The organism is Betaproteobacteria bacterium, assembly GCA_016791345.1.
In the GTDB taxonomy this organism is placed as follows: Bacteria; Pseudomonadota; Gammaproteobacteria; order Burkholderiales; family JAEUMW01; genus JAEUMW01.
Genome location: JAEUMW010000361.1, coordinates 1 through 15,462, shown reverse-complemented (window position 1 = coordinate 15,462; position 15,462 = coordinate 1). Strand labels below are relative to the sequence as shown.

The 15,462-nt window shown below is 63.9% G+C and carries 13 protein-coding genes and 1 tRNA gene; 3 read left to right on the top strand and 11 right to left on the bottom strand.

Annotated elements, in window-relative coordinates:
- Positions 1 to 431: 431 nt before the first annotated feature.
- From JNK68_14215 to thrS, 9 genes are all read right to left on the bottom strand, one after another.
- Positions 432 to 508 (bottom strand) — tRNA-Pro (locus JNK68_14215).
- 75 nt (positions 509 to 583) lie between these two features.
- On the bottom strand, positions 584 to 958 hold the full coding sequence (locus JNK68_14210) for a MerR family transcriptional regulator (protein ID MBL8541497.1): 375 nt from the start codon (positions 956 to 958) through the stop codon (positions 584 to 586).
- The gene (locus JNK68_14205) at positions 939 to 1,244 is read right to left on the bottom strand and encodes an integration host factor subunit alpha (GenBank protein MBL8541496.1); all 306 of its coding nucleotides are present in this window, start codon (positions 1,242 to 1,244) and stop codon (positions 939 to 941) included. Before JNK68_14205 ends, JNK68_14210 begins: the two co-directional genes overlap by 20 nt.
- Positions 1,245 to 1,268: 24 nt before the next feature.
- Positions 1,269 to 3,620, bottom strand: a complete 2,352-nt coding sequence (locus tag JNK68_14200) for a phenylalanine--tRNA ligase subunit beta (GenBank protein ID MBL8541495.1) — start codon at positions 3,618 to 3,620, stop codon at positions 1,269 to 1,271.
- A gap of 18 nt (positions 3,621 to 3,638) precedes the next feature.
- Entirely contained in the window at positions 3,639 to 4,628 is a 990-nt protein-coding gene (pheS, locus tag JNK68_14195) for a phenylalanine--tRNA ligase subunit alpha (protein MBL8541494.1), read from the bottom strand.
- A gap of 79 nt (positions 4,629 to 4,707) precedes the next feature.
- Positions 4,708 to 5,067, bottom strand: a complete 360-nt coding sequence (gene rplT, locus JNK68_14190) for a 50S ribosomal protein L20 (GenBank protein MBL8541493.1) — start codon at positions 5,065 to 5,067, stop codon at positions 4,708 to 4,710.
- A gap of 13 nt (positions 5,068 to 5,080) precedes the next feature.
- The gene (rpmI, locus tag JNK68_14185; GenBank protein ID MBL8541492.1) at positions 5,081 to 5,278 is read right to left on the bottom strand and encodes a 50S ribosomal protein L35; all 198 of its coding nucleotides are present in this window, start codon (positions 5,276 to 5,278) and stop codon (positions 5,081 to 5,083) included.
- A 112-nt stretch (positions 5,279 to 5,390) separates the two neighbouring features.
- Positions 5,391 to 5,891 (bottom strand): translation initiation factor IF-3, encoded by a 501-nt coding sequence (gene infC, locus JNK68_14180; GenBank protein ID MBL8541491.1) that lies wholly within the window; start codon positions 5,889 to 5,891, stop codon positions 5,391 to 5,393.
- A gap of 87 nt (positions 5,892 to 5,978) precedes the next feature.
- Positions 5,979 to 7,904: a threonine--tRNA ligase gene (gene thrS / locus JNK68_14175; GenBank protein ID MBL8541490.1), complete on the bottom strand. Its 1,926-nt coding sequence runs from the start codon at positions 7,902 to 7,904 to the stop codon at positions 5,979 to 5,981.
- A gap of 325 nt (positions 7,905 to 8,229) precedes the next feature.
- On the opposite strand from thrS, the gene JNK68_14170 reads away from it, so the two are divergent.
- From JNK68_14170 to JNK68_14160, 3 genes are all read left to right on the top strand, one after another.
- Positions 8,230 to 10,239, top strand: coding sequence for a PrkA family serine protein kinase (locus JNK68_14170; GenBank protein ID MBL8541489.1), 2,010 nt, complete (start codon positions 8,230 to 8,232; stop codon positions 10,237 to 10,239).
- A gap of 3 nt (positions 10,240 to 10,242) precedes the next feature.
- A complete protein-coding gene (locus tag JNK68_14165; GenBank protein ID MBL8541488.1) occupies positions 10,243 to 11,526 on the top strand; it encodes a YeaH/YhbH family protein in 1,284 nt (427 codons plus the stop codon).
- Between the two features lie 94 nt (positions 11,527 to 11,620).
- Positions 11,621 to 13,198: a SpoVR family protein gene (locus JNK68_14160; GenBank protein MBL8541487.1), complete on the top strand. Its 1,578-nt coding sequence runs from the start codon at positions 11,621 to 11,623 to the stop codon at positions 13,196 to 13,198.
- Positions 13,199 to 13,242: 44 nt separating this feature from the next.
- Here the strand turns inward: JNK68_14160 and JNK68_14155 are convergent, their stop codons facing one another.
- Positions 13,243 to 13,596, bottom strand: coding sequence for a DUF1428 domain-containing protein (locus JNK68_14155; protein MBL8541486.1), 354 nt, complete (start codon positions 13,594 to 13,596; stop codon positions 13,243 to 13,245).
- Between the two features lie 245 nt (positions 13,597 to 13,841).
- Positions 13,842 to 15,419: an alkyl hydroperoxide reductase subunit F gene (gene ahpF, locus JNK68_14150; protein ID MBL8541485.1), complete on the bottom strand. Its 1,578-nt coding sequence runs from the start codon at positions 15,417 to 15,419 to the stop codon at positions 13,842 to 13,844.
- Positions 15,420 to 15,462: the final 43 nt, after the last annotated feature.

Here is a 15,462-nt window from a genome sequence, read left to right as displayed (position 1 = left end):
ACGATGGACTCCCTTCAAACGGCTGCCGAACACCCACACGCGGCGAACGAAGGTACGTTCGTGTGCCCACGATCGAAGCGTTCTCATCGCTTCAAACAAGCCTTCCTCGACCACACCGTGTCCTCGACGCCTAACATCTGTTTATCGAGAGTCCCGGTCATTTTAACATCGCCTCCGCAGCGGGCTCAGGGCCTCGGCAGCGGGCTCTCAGGGGCCTCGGCAGCGGGCTCAGGGCCTCGGGGCGGGCTCAGGGCCTCCGCCCGATCTTTGGGGCGAATTCTGGGGCGAAATGAAGCGGCAACAGTGGGACTGAATCTTGGGCCTGGGACCAATCCTGCACGGTCTGAGTGAAAGTCCAAAGAGTCTCACAGAAAGTCTCACAGCAAAAACTGTGAGACTCTACCGGGGTGGCTGGTAAGCCATTGTTTTTTTGGTCGGGGCGGGGAGATTCGAACTCCCGACCACCTGCACCCCATGCAGGTACGCTACCAGGCTGCGCTACGCCCCGAAAGCGCGCGATTATAGCAGAAGGCCCTGCCGGGAATTGCCCGCGAGGGCGACAACAAGCAGCCGGAAACCGCGCTCAGGGCGTGCGGAGGAACTCGATCAGACCACGCAGTTCGTTCTTCAACTGCGCGACGTCGAGTTTCTCTGCTGCGGTACCGGCTGCGCGCCGGCCGGACTCGTGACTAACCGCGTCCAGGCGATTGCGCGCACCGCTGATGGTGAAGCCTTCCTCGTACAGGAGCTGGCGGATGCGGCGGATGAGCACGACTTCCTGGTGCTGGTAGTAGCGTCGGTTGCCGCGCCGCTTGACCGGCTTCAACTGGGCGAACTCCTGCTCCCAGTAACGCAGGACGTGCGGTTTGACACCGCACAACTCCGAGACCTCGCCGATGGTGAAATAGCGCTTGGCGGGTATCGGCGGCAGCGGCTGCCTAGCCGGCGTTGGCTCCATCGGCATTCTCCTCCACCATCGCCTTCAGCTTCTGGCTCGCGTGGAAGGTCACCACGCGGCGCGCAGTGATCGGGATCTCCTCCCCGGTCTTGGGATTGCGACCCGGTCGCTGTGGCTTGTCGCGCAGCTGAAAGTTGCCGAAACCGGAGAGCTTTACGCCTTCACCCGCCTCCAGGGCGATGCGCACCTCTTCGAAGAAGGACTCCACCATGTCCTTCGCCTCGCGCTTGTTGAGCCCGACCTTCTCGAACAGCATGTCGGCTAGATCGGCTTTCGTGAGCGTCATTGTTTCCCCTTCTTTGGAAGCCCATCAGGCACGCAGCCTTGCACCGTATTCTTGTTCCGCGGCAGCGATCAATGTGGCGATCGCGGCATCCGCTTCCTCGTCGGTCAGAGTCCTGCGAGTATCTTGCAACACAACCCGGAACGCAAGGCTTTTCTTCCCATAATCCAAGCCCTTACCGCGATATACGTCGAACAGTACGAGCTCCGTCACGCGCTCTGGCGCGGCCCGGCGGAGGCATTCCTGCAGCGCTGCTGCGACCACCTTTTCGTCGACGACGAGGGCCAGGTCACGCCGCACCGTCGGGAAGCGGGAGAGTCCCCGGTAGCGCGGAACCGGCCGCTGCTGGAGGCGCTCGGCGTCGAGCTCGAAGATGATGGTGGCAAGCGGGAGCTCGTACTTGCGCTGCCATTGCGGATGCAGTTCCCCCAGCCAGCCGACAGCTTCGCCGTCGAGAAAGACGCGGGCCGCACGCCCCGGGTGCAGAGCAGGATGACGGGCAGCCTCGAGGGTGAGCAGCAGCGGATGGCACAACGCATCGAGATCTCCCTTGACGTCGAAGAAGTCGACGTTGCGCGTTTCGACACCCCACTGCTCGGGCACCACCGGGCCGTAGGCGAGACCACCGATCCGCACCGGCTGCTGCTCCGCAGCGGTGCCGAGAAACACCGTGCCGACCTCGAACAGGCGCACGCGGGCCTGGCGGCGATTCAGGTTGAAGCGCAGGCGGTCGATGAGTCCGCTGACCAGGGTCGAGCGCATGACGCTCATGTGGGCGGCGATCGGATTGGCGAGCCTGAGCGGCGGCACATCGCCGAAGTCGGCTTCCCACGCCGGATCGACGAAGGCGTAGGTCACCGCCTCCTGATAGCCGCGCTGGGCGAGCGTGCTGCGCAGCGCGTGCAGACCGCTCACCGCTTCCGGCAGCGGCAGCATGGCAGAGGTCGTCGCGAGCGGTTGCGGCGGGATGTGCTCGTACCCGTACACGCGCGCAACCTCTTCGATGAGATCCTCCTCGCGGGCGATGTCGAAGCGAAACGACGGCGGCGTGACCGCCAGAACGTCGCCGCGACCCTCGACCGTCATCGCCAGCCGCTCGAAGATCGCAGTGATGGCCTCCCGCCCGGGATCGATGCCGAGCAGCTTCGGCACTCGCGCCGCCCGCAGCGCTACCGCGGGCCGCTCGGGCAACTGCGTGCGCACCTCGGTGATCGGCGCTGGCTCCCCTCCGCAGCAGTCGAGAATCAATCGGGTGGCGCGCTCGAGCGCACGCTCCGGCAGTTCGAAATCCACCCCGCGTTCGAAGCGGTGGGACGAATCGGTGGCGAAACCCAGCTTGCGGCTGCGTCCCGCGATCGCCGGCGGATCGAAGAAGGCGCTTTCCAGGAAGAGGTCGACAGTGGCCGCGTCGACCGCGGTTTCGGCACCGCCCATGATCCCGGCCAGCGCCACCGGTCCCGTCGCGTCCGCAATCACGAGGTAATCCGGCGTGAGCAGCACTTCCTGCTCGTTGAGACAGAGCAGACGTTCGCCCGCGCGCGCGAAGCGCACGCAGATGTCGCCGTCGAGCTTGGCAAGATCGAACGCATGCATCGGCTGCCCCAGTTCGAGCATCACGTAGTTCGTGATGTCGACCACGGCGCTGATCGGACGCACACCGCTGCCTTCGAGCCGCCGTCGCATCCAGAGCGGGGTGGGTGCCGCGATGTTCACGCCGCGCACGACGCGCCCGCAGTAGCGGCGGCAGGCTTGTGCTGCCTCGATGTGGACCGCGATGCGGTCGCTGCCGCCAGGCGAAACGGGAGCGATCGGCACAGCCTGCAGCGGGGCACCGGTCAGCGCCGCAACGTCGCGTGCGACACCGAGCACGCTCAGGCAATCGCCCCGGTTCGACGTGAGCTTGAGCGTGAAGAGCCGGTCGTCGAGCCCGTAATAGCGTCTGAAGTCGTCGCCGACGGGTGCGTCCTCGGGCAGACGAAGCAGACCGGATGCGTCCTCGCTCACGCCGAGTTCCCGCGCCGAGCAGAGCATGCCGGCGGAAGCCACGCCGCGCACGAGTGCTTCCCGGATCTTGCCACCGGGAAGCCGCGCTCCCGGCAGTGCGCAGGGCACCTTCATTCCGGGCGCAACGTCCGGCGCACCGCAGACGATGGTACGTGGCGCGCCCTCGCCGACGTCCACCGTGCACACGTGCAGTCGATCTGCGTCGGGGTGCACGGCGACATCGAGCACTGCTGCGACGACGACGTTGGAGAATGCCGGCGCAGCGGCCGCGACTTCCTCCACCTCCAGCCCGGCCATCGTCAGGACGTGCGCCAGCGCTTCCGTGTCGAGCGCAGGGTCAACCAGAGTCCGCAGCCACTGTTCCGAGAACTTCATGCTTTCAGTCGCCGAGCGTCAATTGAACTGCCGCAGGAAGCGCAGATCGTCTTCGAAGAAGAGTCGCAGATCGTCGACGCCGTAGCGCAGCATGGCGATGCGGTCGAGCCCCATGCCGAAGGCAAAGCCCTGGTACGCTTCCGGATCGATGTCCACCTGTCGCAGCACATTGGGATGGACCATGCCGCAGCCGCCGATCTCCAGCCAGCGCCCCTCGCCCCACCGCATGTCGACTTCGGCCGAAGGCTCGGTGAAGGGAAAGTAGCTGGCGCGGAAGCGCACGACCAGGTCCTCGCGCTCGAACAGGCGCCGCAGGAAGTCCGTCAGCACGAAGCGCAGGTTGGCGAAGGTCACGTCGCGGTCGATCCACAGCCCCTCGATCTGGTGAAACATCGGCGAGTGGGTGGCGTCGTAGTCGACCCGGTAGACCCGACCCGGTGCGATGATCTTGATCGGCGGCCGGTGCGTTTTCATGTACCGGATCTGGATCGGAGACGTATGCGTGCGCAGGAGAAACTCGCCGCCTTCCAGATAGAACGTGTCGTGCATCGACCGCGCCGGGTGATCCTCGGGGGTGTTGAGCGCGGTGAAGTTGTAGAAGTCGGTCTCGATCTCGGGGCCGGACGCGATCTCGAACCCCAGGGAATGGAACAGGGTTGCGATGCGATCGAGGGTGCGGGTGATCGGATGCAGTCCGCCACGCCCCGGACCGCGACCCGGCAACGTCACGTCGAGCGCCTCCTCCTGCAGTCGCGCCTCCATCCGCGCCACGCGAATCGCCTCGCGGCGCTCGGTGAGCGCCGCTTCGATACGCGTCTTCGCTTCGTTGATGCGGCTGCCGGCGGCGGGTCGCTCGGCGGGCGGCAGTTTGCCAAGCCCTTTCAGGAGATCGGTCAGTGCACCGGTCTTCCCGAGGAATCGCGCCTTGACGCGCTCGAGTTCGTCGGGATCGTCGATGGCAGCAAAGAGCGCGAGCGCGTCGGCTACGATGGCGTCGGTGTCCTGCATGGCAGCGGTGTCGATTCAGTCATCCCCGTTGCTGAAAAAAAAGGAGGCTTGCGCCTCCCTCTTTTCGCGCCGGCGTACCTCAGAGGCCGAGGCTCGCCTTCGCCTGCGCGGCAAAGCGGGCAAACGCGTCCTTGTCGTGCACGGCAATGTCGGCGAGAACCTTCCGGTCGACCTCGACGGAAGCCTTCTTCAGGCCGTTCATGAAGGCCGAGTACGACAACCCGCACTCGCGCGCGGCCGCGTTGATGCGCGCTATCCACAGCGCGCGGAATTCGCGCTTCTTGACGCGACGATCCCGATACGCGTACTGCCCCGCCTTCATCACCGCCTCCTTGGCGATGCGGAAGACGTTCTTGCGGCGACCGCGGAATCCCTTGGCTGCGTCGAGCACCTTCTTGTGACGCGCGTGCGCCGTTACACCTCGCTTGACTCTTGGCATCGGACAGGTCCTCTCAGGTGTAGGGCATCATGGCGCGCACTGCGCGCACGTCAGCGGCAGCTACCTGCGTGGTGCCGCGCATGTTGCGCTTGCGCTTGGTCGTCTTCTTGGTGAGGATGTGGCGGAGGAACGCCTTGGTTCGCTTGATTCCACCACTGCCTTGCACGCGGAACCGCTTTGCCGCGGCCCGCTTGGTCTTCATCTTGGGCATGACAACTCCTTCGTTTTAGCCTGACGCCGGGTGGCTTCTGGCGAAGCGCTTGCAACCCGTGCATCACTTGTATCTCCGGCTCGCGCCAGAGGGTAAACCCGCTCGCGCCGCGCTACTTCCGCTTGGGCGACAACACCATCACCATCTGCCGCCCTTCCATCTTGGGGAACTGCTCGATCGTGCCGTACGGCTCGAGTTCGCCCTTGATCCGTTCGAGAAGGCGCACGCCGAACTCCTGGTGTGCCATCTCGCGCCCACGGAAGCGCAGCGTGATCTTGGTCTTGTCGCCTTCCTCCAGGAACCGGATCAGGTTTCGCAGCTTGATCTGATAATCGCCCTCGTCGGTTCCCGGCCGGAACTTGACTTCCTTGACCTGAACCTGCTTCTGCTTGAGTTTTGCCTCATGGCGCTTTTTGCTCTCCCGGTACTTGTACTTGCCGTAATCCATCAGCCGGCACACCGGGGGCTGCGCTGTGGGCGCGATTTCCACCAGATCGACCTCTTTCTCTTCGGCCAGGGAATTGGCGTAAGCAAGACTCACGATGCCGAGTTGCTCTCCTTCCAGGCCGACCAGCCGGATCTCGGGCGAATTGATCTCGCCGTTGATCCGCATCTCCTTGTCCTGACTTATGCGAATTCCTCCAGTCTCGTTCTCGTCAAGCCGCCCCGCCGCCATAGCGGCGCCGGACAGCCCCTCTTTTCATGCCGCCTGCACACCGCTGCGACGTGCGACCACCTCTCTAGTGAGCCGCTCGACCAACGCGTCCACCGCCATCGCCCCCAGGTCTTCGCCCGAGCGTGCCCGCACCGAAACCGTCCGATTGGCGACCTCGCGTTCGCCGACGATCAACTGGTAGGGCAGCTTTTGCAGACTATGTTCTCGAATTTTATAGGTAATTTTCTCATTCCTCAAGTCGGCGACCGCACGCAGGCCAGATGACTTGAGGCGCGAGACCACGTTGGCGACATATTCACCCTGGCCTTCGGACACATTCATCACGACGACCTGAATTGGTGCAAGCCACAGCGGAAATGCACCACCGTGGTGTTCGATGAGCATCCCGATGAAGCGTTCCATCGATCCCAGGATGGCCCTGTGGAGCATCACCGGCACCCGCCGGCTGTTGTCCTCGGCAACGTATTCCGCGCCGAGTCGACCCGGCATCGAGAAGTCGAGCTGGATAGTCCCGCACTGCCAGACGCGCCCGAGGCTGTCCTTCAGCGAGAACTCGATCTTGGGTCCGTAGAAGGCCCCTTCGCCCGCCTGCAACTCGAAGTGGCGACCGCTCTTCTCGAGCGCCGCGGCGAGTGCGGATTCGGCTTCGTCCCACTGCTCTTCCGAGCCGACGCGCTTGGGCGGGCGCGTCGAGAGCTTGATCAGGATCTGATCGAAACCGAAATTGGCATACACCCGCTCGAGCAGGTCGATGAAGCGAACGACCTCACCCTCGACCTGCTCCTCCGAACAGAAGATGTGGGCATCGTCCTGCGTGAACGCGCGCACCCGCATGAGGCCGTGCAGGGCACCGGAGGGTTCGTTGCGATGGCAGGAGCCGAACTCCGCGAGCCGCAGCGGCAGATCGCGGTAGCTCTTGATGCCCTGGTTGAATACCTGCACGTGGCCCGGACAGTTCATCGGCTTCACCGCGAAATCGCGCGACTCCGATTCGGTCGTGAACATGTTGTCGCGGAAATTTTCCCAGTGCCCCGATTTCTCCCAGAGCGAGCGGTCGATCACCTGCGGCGTGCGGATCTCCTGGTAACCGTTGTCTCGGAATACCGCGCGCATGTACTGCTCGATCTGCTGCCAGAGCGCCCAGCCTTTGGGATGCCAGAACACCATGCCCGGCGCCTCTTCCTGATGGTGGAAAAGGTCCAGTTGCTTGCCGAGCTTGCGATGGTCGCGCTTCTCGGCTTCCTCCAGCGCATGCAGATACGCCTCCTGATCCTCCTTCCGGAGCCAGGCGGTGCCATAGATCCGCTGCAGCATTTCGTTCTTCGAGTCGCCCCGCCAGTACGCGCCAGCGACCGACATCAGCTTGAACACCTTGAGCCGACCCGTCGACGGCACGTGAGGACCCCGACAGAGATCGATGAAGTCCTCCTGCCGGTACAGCGACACGGGTTCGTCCGCGGGAATCGCCTCGATGATCTGCGCCTTGTAGTGCTCGCCCATCCCCTTGAAAAAGTTGATGGCATCGGAACGCTCCCACACCTCGCGCCGCACCGGCAGATCGCGCTTCGCGAGTTCGGACATGCGCTTTTCGATGCGCGCGAGATCGTCGGGCGTGAAGGGACGGGCGAAGGAAAAATCGTAGTAGAAGCCGTTCTCGATGACGGGCCCGATCGTGACCTGCGCTTCCGGGAAAAGCTGCTTCACGGCATGCGCGAGAAGATGCGCAGACGAGTGCCGGATGATCTCCAGTGCCTCCGCGTCCTTCTCCGTGACGATCGACACGTCGCTGTCCCGTTCGATGACGAAGGACGTGTCCACGAGCTTGCCGTCGACCTTGCCGGCGACCGCGGCGCGAGCCAAGCCGGGGCCAATGGTCGCGGCGAACTCGGCAACCGACACGGGCTCTTCGACGCGCCGCTCGGAGCCATCGGGTAATCGCAACAGGGGCATTTCGAATTCGACTCTGGCAGGGGGAAAACGTGCGCAGCAACGACTGCGTCAAGGGAGACGGAGTATGACGGGACGACCCTCGCGGCGCAATCGAAGCGAGCGCCCGACCGGGTCCTCGCGCGATGCTCACCGGCCCTCCCGCACACCGATTTTGCGGGCAACTTTTCGCGCGAGGCTGCTGTCCGAACCCACGAAGTTGGCGCGAAAATCGCTATAAGCGCCCTTGGCGTCAAGGTGTGCCACAATGTTCTCGCTCAGTACCCGGACGTTGGTCATTGCCCCGAGGTAGACTTGCGGTGAGCGGCCGACGCTAGCGGAGGTTCGCATGGAAGGAAATCCATCCCAGGTCCTCTCGGCTTTCGGAGAGGCGGCATCAAGAGCGACCGTGAGCCGCAGCGCTCACGAGTCCAGCGCCAGCGTTCTGGATCGGTTCCGCGAGCGCTACGAGGGCGGACTGGAAGAGGAGTACTCGCTTCCCGAGTATCTCGAGCTCTGCCGCACCAATCCCGCCGCATACGCCACCGCTGCCGAGCGCATGCTCATGGCGATCGGCGAGCCGGAGATGATCGACACGCGCGCCGATCCGCGCCTGTCGCGCATCTTCTCCAACAAGATCGTGCGCGTGTACCCCGCCTTCCGTGACTTCTTCGGCATGGAAGACACGATCGAGCAGATCGTCGCCTACTTCAAGCATGCGGCCCAGGCACTGGAGGAGCGCAAGCAGATCCTCTATCTGCTCGGGCCACCCGGCGGCGGCAAGAGTTCGCTCGCCGAGAAGCTGAAGAGTCTCATGGAGCAGATGTGCTTCTATGCACTGAAGGGCTCGCCGGTCAACGAAACACCGCTGGGGCTTTTTTCCCCCGACCAGGACGGTCCGGCGCTGGAGGCGGAGTACGGCATACCGAGCCGCCACCTCAATCCGATTCCGTCGCCATGGGCGGTCAAGCGCCTCGCCGAGTACGGTGGAGATCTGTCCAAGTTCCGCGTGGTGAAGCTGCGCCCATCCGCACTCGCGCAGATCGGGGTGTGCAAGACCGAGCCCGGGGACGAGAACAACCAGGACATTTCGTCGCTGGTTGGCAAGCTCGACATCCGCAAGCTGGAGCAGTACGCGCAGGACGACCCGGATGCTTACAGCTATTCGGGCGGTCTGTGCCGCGCCAACCAGGGCCTGCTCGAGTTCGTCGAGATGTTCAAGGCGCCGATCAAGGTGCTGCACCCGTTGCTCACCGCCACGCAGGAAGGCAACTACAAGGGCACCGAAGGCTTCGGCGCCATTCCCTTCGATGGCATCGTGCTCGCCCACTCGAATGAATCCGAGTGGCAGAGCTTCCGCAACAACAAGAACAACGAGGCGTTCCTCGATCGCATCTACATCGTCAAGGTGCCGTATTGCCTGCGGGTCACGGATGAGATCCACATCTACGAAAAGCTGATCAAGCACTCGTCGCTGTCCGAGGCACCGTGCGCGCCCGGCACCTTGCGCATGATGGCCCAGTTCGCCGTCCTCACGCGCCTGAAGGAACCCGAGAATTCGAGCCTCTTCAGCAAGATGCGCGTGTACGACGGCGAGAACCTCAAGGACGTCGACCCGAAGGCGAAGTCGTTGCAGGAGTATCGCGACTTTGCCGGCGTCGACGAAGGGATGACGGGACTCTCCACGCGCTTCGCCTACAAGGTGCTCTCGAAGGTCTTCAACTTCGATCACAGCGAGATCGCGGCCAATCCGGTGCATCTGCTGTACGTGCTCGAACAGCAGATCGAGCGCGAGCAGTTCCCGGCGGAAGTGGAGAAGCGTTACCGCGCCTTCGTCAAGGAGCATCTCGCCGCGCCCTACGTCGAGTTCATCGGCAAGGAAATCCAGACCGCCTACCTGGAGTCGTATTCGGAGTACGGGCAGAACATCTTCGATCGTTACGTCACGTACGCGGACCTATGGATCCAGGATCAGGAGTATCGCGATCCGAACACCGGCGAGATCCTCGACCGTGCCGCCCTGAACGACGAACTGGAGAAGATCGAGAAGCCGGCCGGCATCGGCAACCCGAAGGATTTCCGCCACGAGATCGTCAACTTCGTCTTGCGCGCGCGCGCTGCGAACGCCGGCAAGAACCCGTCGTGGACGAGCTACGAGAAGCTGCGCTCCGTGATCGAGAAGAAGATGTTCTCGACCACCGAGGATCTGCTGCCGGTGATCTCGTTCAACGCCAAGGCGTCCGACGAGGAGCGCAAGAAGCACCAGAACTTCGTCGACCGCATGGTGGAAAAGGGCTATACGCCCAAGCAGGTGCGGTTGCTGGTAGAGTGGTACCTCCGTGTCAGGAAGTCCAGCTAGCCCGTGGCCGACATCATCGACAGAAGGGAAAATCCCCGCCATAAGAGCGCGATCAATCAACAGCGTTTTCTGCGGCGGTATCGCGCGCAGGTGCGAGAAGCCGTGGCGCATGCGATCGCCGGCCGCAAGATCGCCGAGGCGGACCGCGACGCCAGCATCTCGATTCCGGCGCGGGATCTGAACGAGCCCGTTTTCTCGCACGGCGTCGGCGGTCGACGGCAGATCATCCTGCCCGGCAACCGGGAGTACGTCACCGGCGATGCAATCCAGCGTCCCCAGGGGCGCGGCGGCGGCGCCGGGGGCAGCGGTGCATCGGACGATGCCGAAGGCGAGGACAGCTTCCGCTTCCGGCTCTCCCGCGAGGAGTTTCTGGACTTTTTCTTCGAGGACATGGCGCTGCCTGACCTCGTCAAGACCCAGCTCACCGCGATTCCGCACCAACGGCGTGTGCGTGCGGGCTATCGCACCGACGGCACACCCTCCAGTCTGGCGGTGGTGCGGACCATGCGCGAATCGCTCGCCCGCCGGATCGCCTTCGCGGGACCGGCGCTCGCCCGCCTGCGTGAAGTCGATGAGGCCCTGGAGGCGCTCGGTGGCGAGGATGCCGACGCCGACGATCCACGCGTCGCCGAATTGCTTCGCGAGCGCGAGGCGCTCCGCGCGAAGGTGAGCCGGGTTCCCTTCATCGATACCTTCGATCTGCGCTACCGCAATCGGATCACGCAGCCCCTGCCGATCGCGCAGGCGGTGATGTTCTGCGTGATGGACGTGTCCGGCTCGATGGACGAGTCGCGCAAGGATCTCGCGAAGCGGTTCTTCATCCTGCTGCACCTCTTCCTGAAGCGGCACTACGACCGCATCGAGATCGTTTTCATCCGCCACCACACAGCCGCAAAGGTGGTCGACGAGGAGGAGTTCTTCCATTCGACGGAAAGCGGGGGCACGCGCGTATCGAGCGCGCTTGAGATGACCATCGATGTGATCAAGGAGAACTTCCCTCGCGACCGCTGGAACATCTATGTGGCCCAGGCATCCGACGGCGACAACATCGAGAGCGACTCGCCGCACTGCCGAGACCTGCTGCTCGCCGAACTGCTGCCGATGGTGCAGTACATGGCCTACGTCGAGATCACCACCGGCGAACCGCAGAATCTGTGGGTCCACTACGAACAGGCCCGGGCCGCACGGCCGAATCTCGCTCTCGGTCGGATCCGCGACCGCGGCGACATCTATCCCGTCCTGCGCGAACTTTTCGCAAAGAAGGACAAGGAGCGCACGGCTGCGTGATCCCATGAGCGAAAGAGAGCACACTCCCAGACCCGCGTCGACACCGCGCAGCCAGATGCCGCTCACCATTCCCGAAGAATGGGAGTGGGAGGAAATGGGGCCGCCCGCACCCGCATTGCGGCGGCGCGCCGCCGCCCCGCTGCCTGGCGGTTCCGAATGGTCCTTCGGGCTCATCGAACGCTACGATCGCGAGATCCGTCGCGTCGCCGAGACCTTCGGGCTCGACACCTTCCCGAACCAGATCGAGATCATCAGCGCCGAGCAGATGATGGACGCCTACGCGTCCAACGGCATGCCGATCGGCTACTATCACTGGTCGTTCGGCAAGCACTTTCTCGCCACGGAACAGACCTACAAGCGCGGTCGCATGGGTCTCGCCTACGAGATCGTGATCAATTCGAGTCCCTGCATCGCCTACCTGCTGGAAGAGAACACGATGCCGATGCAGGCGCTGGTGATCGCGCACGCATCGTACGGGCACAACTCGTTCTTCAAGGGGAATTATCTCTTCCGCACCTGGACGCAGCCGGACGCGATCATCGACTATCTCCTCTTCGCCCGCCAGTACCTCGCCGAATGCGAGCAGCGCTACGGCGAAGAAGAGGTCGAGCGGACACTGGACGCGTGCCATGCCCTGGCGAATTTCGGCGTCGATCGCTACAAGCGCCCGGCCAAGCGATCGCTCGCACAGGAGCGGCTGCGGCTCAAGGAGCGCGAGGAACACCTGCAGCAGCAGGTCAACGAACTCTGGCGCACCCTGCCGCGGCGACAGACCGAAAGCGCGGAACCGGCGGAACAGATGTTCCCATCGGAACCGCAGGAGAATCTCCTCTATTTCCTGGAGAAGCATGCGCCGCTTCTCGAGCCTTGGCAGCGCGAGATCGCACGCATCGTTCGCAAGCTCGCCCAGTACTTCTACCCGCAGCGGCAAACGCAGGTCATGAACGAAGGCTGGGCCACCTTCTGGCACTACACGATCCTGCAGACGCTCTTCGACGAGGGACTTCTCACCGACAGCTTCATGCTGGAGATTCTGCATTCGCACACCAACGTGCTCACGCAGCCGGAGTTCGACAGTCCGTACTTTGGCGGCATCAACCCCTATGCGCTTGGTTTCGCGATGTACCGCGACATCCAGCGCATCTGCCAGTCGCCGACCGCTGAAGACCGTCGCTGGTTTCCTGACATCGCGGGGTCGGGCTGGGTACCGACGCTCGACTTCGCGATGCGCAATTTCAAGGACGAGAGCTTCATTCAGCAGTTCCTGTCGCCGAAGCTCATGCGCGATTTCCGGTTCTTCTGCCTGATCGACGACGATCACAACCCTCATCTCGAGGTGGGTGCGATCCACGACGATGCGGGTTACCGCGACTTGCGCACGGCACTGGCCCAGCAATACGCGTTGAGCGAGCGCGAGCCCAACATCCAGATCGTGAACGTCGACGTGCGTGGCGACCGCTCGCTTACGCTCCGCCACTATCGCAACAATCGCCGCCCGCTCACGCCGCCCTACAAGGACGTCCTGAGGCATCTCGCGTACCTCTGGGGCTTCACCGTGCGCCTCGAAACCGCCAACGAGGACGGCACCGTCGTTCCGACGCACGAGTGTCGCGTCGAGAAGCGCCGCGTCGGCGCTTTGTCGCCCTCGCTCCTGCTGCGCACCCTGCCCTGACGGGCGCGTCCGCCGCCGGAAAACGTGCCTGAGGCGCCAGCGCCTCAGGCGTCGACGATCACTTGGAAGCCCCCGTAGATCATCCGCTTGCCGTCGAAGGGCATCGGCTTGCTGTCGGGCTGAAGACGCGGATCGACCATCACCTTCTCCATCCCCGCATCTCGCACCTCGCGCGATGGCCAGGTAATCCACGCGAACACGACCGTCTCGTCGGCCTGACATTTCACCGCCATCGGAAAAGACGTGAGCTTGCCTTCGGGAACGTCGTCACCCCAGCATTCCACGAGCGTGAGCGCGCCATGCTCCTTGAAAACGACAGAGGCGGCCTCAGCGTGCAGGCGGTAAATTTCGCGGTTGGCCGTGGGCACGGCGGCAACGAATCCATCAACGTAAGTCATGTGAGTCTCCTGTTCCGAGGTAGGCCTACTGCCGGTGATTGGAGCCGGGCCCGGTCGGCGGCGAAGCGCCGCCTTTCTTCACGACGATCGAGGGTTCACGGTTTCGACAGCCGCGGAAGAGCCGAAACGCCGATGCAGTGCGTGCGGGGCGGGAAGAAACAGCGCCCGGAGCCCTCCTGAGGCTCCGGGCGAACGGGACAGCCTTGGACGAATGAACCCGCGTCCGCGGTCGACTGGACGGAATGCTAGGCGGCGACGGCGACGGGCGCCGGAGCAGTACTGCGGATGAGATAGTCGAAGGCGCTCAGGCTTGCCTTCGATCCTTCGCCCATGGCGATGACGATCTGCTTGAAGGGAGTCGTCGTCGCATCGCCTGCAGCGAAGACGCCTGCCATCGAGGTGCGGCCGTGGCTGTCGACCTCGATCTCGCCTCGCGGCGAGAGCTTGATGGCGTCATTGAGCCAGTCCGTGTTCGGCAGCAGGCCGATCTGCACGAAGATGCCGTCGAGGTCAAGGTGATGCTTCTCGCCGCCGACACGGTCCTGATAGTCGAGCCCGACGACCTTGTTGCCGTCACCCAGCACCTCGGAGGTGAGCGCGTTCACGATCACGTCGACGTTGAGCAGACTCGTGAGCTTGGCCTGCAGCACGGCGTCCGCGCGCAGCTTGCTGTCGAACTCGAGCAAGGTCACGTGCGCAACGATACCCGCCAAGTCGATCGCCGCTTCGACGCCGGAGTTGCCCCCGCCGATCACCGCCACGCGCTTGCCCTTGAACAGCGGGCCGTCGCAGTGCGGGCAGAAGCACACGCCCTTGCCTTTGTATTCCCTCTCTCCCGGCACTTCCATCTCGCGCCACCGGGCGCCGGTTGCGAGAATGATCGACCGGCTCTTGAGCACGGGTCCTGACGCCAGGCGAACACCGATGTAGCCCTCGCTCGGCGGCAGCAAGGCGGCGGCACGCTGCCGGTTGACGATCTCCACCTCGTACTCCCGCACATGCTCTTCGAGCGCCGCCACCAGCTTCGGGCCTTCGGTGCGGGGCACGGAGATGAAATTCTCGATGCCGAGCGTATCCAGCACCTGGCCGCCGAAGCGCTCCGTCACCACACCCGTGCGGATACCCTTGCGCGCGGCATAGATGGCCGCCGCCGCGCCGGCCGGGCCGCCGCCGACGATCAGAACATCGTACGGATCGCGGTTCGCCAGTTCCTCTGCGTCGCGTGCAGCGGCACCGGTGTCGAGGCGGGCGACGATTTCCTCGAGTGACATGCGGCCCTGCCCGAAGGCCTCCCCGTTCAGGAACACCGCCGGTACCGCCATGATCTGGCGCTGGCTCACTTCGTTCTGAAACGCAGCGCCGTCGATCATGACGCTCTCGACGCCGTCGTTCAGCACCGCCATCAGGTTGAGCGCCTGCACCACGTCCGGGCAGTTGTGGCAGGACAGGGAAATGAAGGTCTCGAACCGATACCCTCCCTGCAGATTCCTGATCTGCTCGATGAGCGACGCTTCCACGCGCGGTGGATGTCCTCCCGTTTGCAGCAGCGCGAGCACGAGCGAGGTGAACTCGTGCCCCAGCGGCAGACCGGCAAAGCGGATGCGACCAGGGGAGCCCGGAAGCCCGACCGAGAACGAGGGCCGTCGCGCATCTTCGCCATCGAAACGGGCGCTGACCTTGGGCGACAGCGCTGCGATTTCCGAGAGCATTTCCCGCATCTGCGTGGCCGTCGAGCTGTCGTCGAGCGAGGCGACGAGTTCGATCGGCGCCTGCAGTCTCTCCAGATATGCGGAGAGTTGTCCCTGGATGGCGGTATCTAGCATGGTGTTCTCCTGAAGCAACTGATGAGGGCCGCAAGCTGCCGCG

What these genes read in the sequence shown, in the direction of transcription:
- JNK68_14210 (MBL8541497.1), bottom strand. Translation starts at nt 958, where the DNA reads ATGGAGCCAACGCCGGCTAGGCAGCCGCTGCCGCCGATACCCGCCAAG.
- JNK68_14205 (MBL8541496.1), bottom strand. Translation starts at nt 1,244, where the DNA reads ATGACGCTCACGAAAGCCGATCTAGCCGACATGCTGTTCGAGAAGGTC.
- JNK68_14200 (MBL8541495.1), bottom strand. Translation starts at nt 3,620, where the DNA reads ATGAAGTTCTCGGAACAGTGGCTGCGGACTCTGGTTGACCCTGCGCTC.
- pheS (MBL8541494.1), bottom strand. Translation starts at nt 4,628, where the DNA reads ATGCAGGACACCGACGCCATCGTAGCCGACGCGCTCGCGCTCTTTGCT.
- rplT (MBL8541493.1), bottom strand. Translation starts at nt 5,067, where the DNA reads ATGCCAAGAGTCAAGCGAGGTGTAACGGCGCACGCGCGTCACAAGAAG.
- rpmI (MBL8541492.1), bottom strand. Translation starts at nt 5,278, where the DNA reads ATGCCCAAGATGAAGACCAAGCGGGCCGCGGCAAAGCGGTTCCGCGTG.
- infC (MBL8541491.1), bottom strand. Translation starts at nt 5,891, where the DNA reads ATGCGGATCAACGGCGAGATCAATTCGCCCGAGATCCGGCTGGTCGGC.
- thrS (MBL8541490.1), bottom strand. Translation starts at nt 7,904, where the DNA reads ATGCCCCTGTTGCGATTACCCGATGGCTCCGAGCGGCGCGTCGAAGAG.
- JNK68_14170 (MBL8541489.1), top strand. Translation starts at nt 8,230, where the DNA reads ATGGAAGGAAATCCATCCCAGGTCCTCTCGGCTTTCGGAGAGGCGGCA.
- JNK68_14160 (MBL8541487.1), top strand. Translation starts at nt 11,621, where the DNA reads ATGGGGCCGCCCGCACCCGCATTGCGGCGGCGCGCCGCCGCCCCGCTG.
- JNK68_14155 (MBL8541486.1), bottom strand. Translation starts at nt 13,596, where the DNA reads ATGACTTACGTTGATGGATTCGTTGCCGCCGTGCCCACGGCCAACCGC.
- ahpF (MBL8541485.1), bottom strand. Translation starts at nt 15,419, where the DNA reads ATGCTAGATACCGCCATCCAGGGACAACTCTCCGCATATCTGGAGAGA.